The 4,119-nt window shown below is 35.2% G+C and carries 6 protein-coding genes; 1 reads left to right on the top strand and 5 read right to left on the bottom strand.

What is annotated here, in order from left to right:
• From RT261_RS20845 to RT261_RS20860, 4 genes are all read right to left on the bottom strand, one after another.
• Positions 1 to 201, bottom strand: a 201-nt coding sequence (locus RT261_RS20845; protein ID WP_313135095.1) for an accessory gene regulator B family protein, incomplete at its 3' end; no start/stop codon positions are given.
• Entirely contained in the window at positions 202 to 363 is a 162-nt protein-coding gene (locus tag RT261_RS20850) for a cyclic lactone autoinducer peptide (protein ID WP_312442885.1), read from the bottom strand.
• A 78-nt stretch (positions 364 to 441) separates the two neighbouring features.
• Positions 442 to 1,746, bottom strand: a complete 1,305-nt coding sequence (locus RT261_RS20855) for a GHKL domain-containing protein (protein ID WP_313135096.1) — start codon at positions 1,744 to 1,746, stop codon at positions 442 to 444.
• Positions 1,743 to 2,525: a LytR/AlgR family response regulator transcription factor gene (locus RT261_RS20860; protein ID WP_313135097.1), complete on the bottom strand. Its 783-nt coding sequence runs from the start codon at positions 2,523 to 2,525 to the stop codon at positions 1,743 to 1,745. The genes RT261_RS20855 and RT261_RS20860 overlap by 4 nt, the downstream gene beginning before the upstream one ends.
• A 182-nt stretch (positions 2,526 to 2,707) precedes the next feature.
• On the opposite strand from RT261_RS20860, the gene RT261_RS20865 reads away from it, so the two are divergent.
• The gene (locus RT261_RS20865) at positions 2,708 to 3,076 is read left to right on the top strand and encodes a helix-turn-helix domain-containing protein (RefSeq protein ID WP_312442880.1); all 369 of its coding nucleotides are present in this window, start codon (positions 2,708 to 2,710) and stop codon (positions 3,074 to 3,076) included.
• 323 nt (positions 3,077 to 3,399) lie between these two features.
• Here RT261_RS20865 and RT261_RS20870 read toward each other — a convergent pair whose 3' ends face one another.
• Positions 3,400 to 3,609, bottom strand: a complete 210-nt coding sequence (locus RT261_RS20870; protein WP_312500773.1) for a (2Fe-2S)-binding protein — start codon at positions 3,607 to 3,609, stop codon at positions 3,400 to 3,402.
• Between the last annotated feature and the right edge of the window lie 510 nt (positions 3,610 to 4,119).

Consider the following 4,119-nt stretch of genomic DNA (forward strand, 5'->3'; position numbering starts at 1 on the left):
TAGCAAAAATATCAAAACCGTAGTATATGCATGGAAAGCAATTGCCAAAAAGCAGGCAATCAATATATTGACAGCCTGCCCAATTAGCAGCTCATATGCATATATATATAATTTTTCATCTTTTATTAAAAGATAATTTTTTTGAACCTGCCAGGTCACAACTTTTTTTGCTAACTTTTCAATCATCGCTTTTGCTGTCACCTAAAATTTTCTAAAACGTTTGGCTTCCTCTGGTACCTCGGGTTGATGCTGCAACCAGGCACACGCTGCATTTACATTCTGAGTTACCACTAACAGTGCTAAAGCATTCATCATAAAAACAGTCCAATTTTGGCTTTTCAACTTCTTCGTTATTTTACTCATAAAGATACCCCCTATGTATTTTTATTCAGCATACCATGTTTTTATCAGAGAAATCAATAGCTTGGCCGAATTTGGTCGTTAATTTGCCAAATTTGGTAGGCTTGATAACATTAACACCGCTACAAAGGTATCTCCCTCTTCATAACAATTTAATATACCTCCATACTTTTCTGATAATTCTTCTACCTTTTTGATCCCGAAACCATGCTTTTTCTTTTCAATCTTTGTGGTAAAATATTTCTCTCCTATCTTATGGGGCCTGATTTTAAAATTATTCTCTATCCGTAATATGACAAGCGCTTCATTTCCCTTATATAAGCTTACAAATACATAACCTTCATTACATTCTTCGGCCGCCTCCAGTGCATTGTCAAGCAGATTTCCAAACATACTGATTTTATCTAAATCGTCAATAAAGTTCACATCTATTCCCGATTGGATATCCAACTGATAATCTACGCCCTTATCAATGGCATTTTTCTCTCGTTCTATAAAAATAGCGTTGGTGATCTGGTCACTGATATAGCATTGTTTCACAGACGCTTTTCCCATCTGCGAAACTTTCGCCATCGCTCCTTTAACCGCACCATTATCCTCTGTGCATGCCAGCTGCTCCATGATCCGGATTACGCGGCTCATTTCATGTAAATATTCTGCATAATCCTGGTTCACTTCCTCCATCCTTTGATAGTGGCTTCTTTCTAATTTTGTTTTTAACGCAAGTAATTCCGCATCTCTGGCGACTCTTTCTGCGTTTAATAATTTTTCCACCGTAGAAAAACCAACTACATTGGATATAATTAATAAAACCCCACCGATACAGATCAAAAGATAGCCGCTGGAATATTGCTTTGGTAATAAAAATCCATTCAGCAAAACTAAAGATGCAATAGGAAGTATAAATAAATATTTTAAATATTGAAAGCTGCCGCTTTCATAAGGGCCCTGGTGCCGCTTTTTTACAATCTGTACTACTGCAAATTCAAATGTCTTCTGAATGATTAAAAAAAGCACCATACTAAAATATGCTTTTGAGACATCAATTTCCAGCAAAGTATAGATATGATGAAATGTAAATTCAGTTACCGCTAAAATCACATAGTAAAATAAAACATAAAGAATATTATATTTTAGTTCTATACGAAACATCAGCCATACAAAGAATATATACATAAGTGGTACACAAAATAAATTTACAGTAGGAAGATTTAAACTGTTGATTAAAAAAATCACCGTGCTGCATGCTGTTATTTCCAGAAGCCTGATATTTTTTCGGTCTTCGTACGGCCGGAATACGCCTTCCAATAAGTTGTACAATAAGAATATTTCAAAAACGCAGTTTAGGTACATCACCGGCCCATATATAATTTGTGCTATATTCATTCCCTTTTTATCCTCTCTCGAATATACCTAACTCCATAATATTTGCCAAGTTCTTCATCAAATACTTTTTTCATTCTTCTGACCACAGTAAGATTATGGCCGCCCTCCATCCGAACAAAATCTTTCTGCCGGGATACGACCTTCTCTACATTGATGATATAGCTTTCACTGGCATAAATAAAGCCGTAATTTCTTAGTTCCTGGTAGTACTCCCTTAATTTCGTTTTGGTTTCAATCGTTTGTATAAGCTCTTTTTCAGAGTCTGCACCACCCCAGATTTCCTCTGCTTTTTTATCTGTCAGCCATATTTGGCTTCCTTTTTTATAGATTTGAATATATATAATATCTGATATCTGTAAAATAAATACTTTCCCATCACATGCAACAGGCAGCTTGGGTGACTCTTCCTTGTTCTGTACTTCTTCCAATACCATATCCAGACTTTGGGACAATTCTTCTTTCGAATACCTCTTCAGCAGATAATCATAAGGCCGTATCGAAGATATTCTGCTGGCTGGTGATTCAAAATCAGAATAAAATACAATAATTACCTTTGTATCACGCCTTCGTATACTTTGAGCTGTAATTGTTCCATTCATTCCTTCCCCTATTTTCATATCCAGAAATACAATATCGAAATCCCTATAATCAGCCAGTAGAGTCTCCCCGCTGGAATACTCACAAAAATCTTGGTTTTGGGGGCAGAATTTGCTTTCTCTGATGCACTCCTCCAGTTGTCTGATATCTTCCTGACAATCATCGCATATAGCTATTTTCATACGTGTTTCCTCTTTTATCTCTTGTATTATCTCTGAAAATTATACCATAATATACGAATAATTGTTCTCAAAAACCCCAATGTTTCCTAATAACAACTATATATTATTACAAAGTTTCCAAATAGTCAACGTTGGCGTTATATACTAATAACAAATAATAAAACTGGTATTGGAGGCTCATGATGTATGATTTTGGAGAGCTGTTAAAACAGTTACGGAAAGAAAAGGGATACTCTCAGGAACAATTGGCACAAAAGATCAATAAAAGTAAATCACTTATAAGCAAATATGAAAACAATCAAAAATTGCCTACCTTAGAGACATTAATTGATTTATCTGTACTTTTTGATGTAAGCCTGGATTTTCTGGCAGGGAAAGAAAAAGGGAAAACAATTATGGTCAATAACTTAACGACCAGCCAGATCAGTATCATAAATACATTAATGAAGGAGTTTCACAACAGTAAACCTAAATATGTAACCAAAGGACTGACCACAAGGCAACTTGAGATTTTCAATGGACTTATCATTGAATTTACAAAAATTGAATGACGCAGCGAAAAAGGTCTTCCAACCCTTTCGCTGCGTCATTCATCGTCTTCACATAATAACCACCTTATATTCCTTTTCCTCACCAATCACCGGAAGATTGCACACACAGTTTCCTTCTTTTGCCCTTGCAGATACCCCGTATCAAATCCTCCTATCTGCCGATGCCATAGTCCTCCTTATTTCTACTTTCCTTTACTTTTTAAAAAATACCGTTGCAAACCACCTTTGCAACGGCATTTTAAACAAATTAGTATAGCAATGTTTTCATCCGGTTAGTTGATGAGATGGAGGTACTTGGATGGGATTTAGAGTAAATGCAGTTATTATTTCTCTTCTTCCCAATTATCCAAAATCTGCTGAATTTTTTCTCCGCACCGTTTTCCTTTACAACTGCCATTGCCAGTATTCGTCATCCTCCATACTTTTTCAACGCTATCTGCACCTTCAGTAATCGCCTTTTTTATTGTTTGTCTGGAAACTCCTTTGCATATACATACCTTCGTCAATTTATCAATAATTTCCTGATTGTCCATAGTCAGTTTTTTCCTTCCTTAATCTAACATTTAGTCCTTTTGTTTAATCATGTTGGTTCACTCAATTGCCAGTTTCATTATATGACCAACATTTTTTCCACCATTATGACTTCATTGTTGTCTTGTATTAATGTCATAAAATTATTTATTATTACCCAAATTATTTTTATCGTTGCACTATTCATTAATTGATTATAGCTCATAATAAAGCTGTATTACATAAGCTTTACATCTTTATATGATATAATAAACGCTCCATTAATAATAAAGAGCCTTTCGTATGATAAGAATTTTACCATACCTCAGTTCATGTTATCAACTATATCGAATATCAATAAAATCACATAATTGCTTAGCTAATCCCCAAGCGCCGCTCTATGTAATATTGAGTATTAATGATAAGCCACATTTGGGCATCAAATCTCATAACAGTCCAGAGCGATAAACCTTGTAGATTATATTCTCCTGCCAGCGCTGCCCGTGCGTCAAAGCTTCTTGCATCTTTAAACC

This window comes from Anaerocolumna sp. (assembly GCF_032079385.1).
Classification (GTDB): domain Bacteria; phylum Bacillota; class Clostridia; order Lachnospirales; family Lachnospiraceae; genus Anaerocolumna.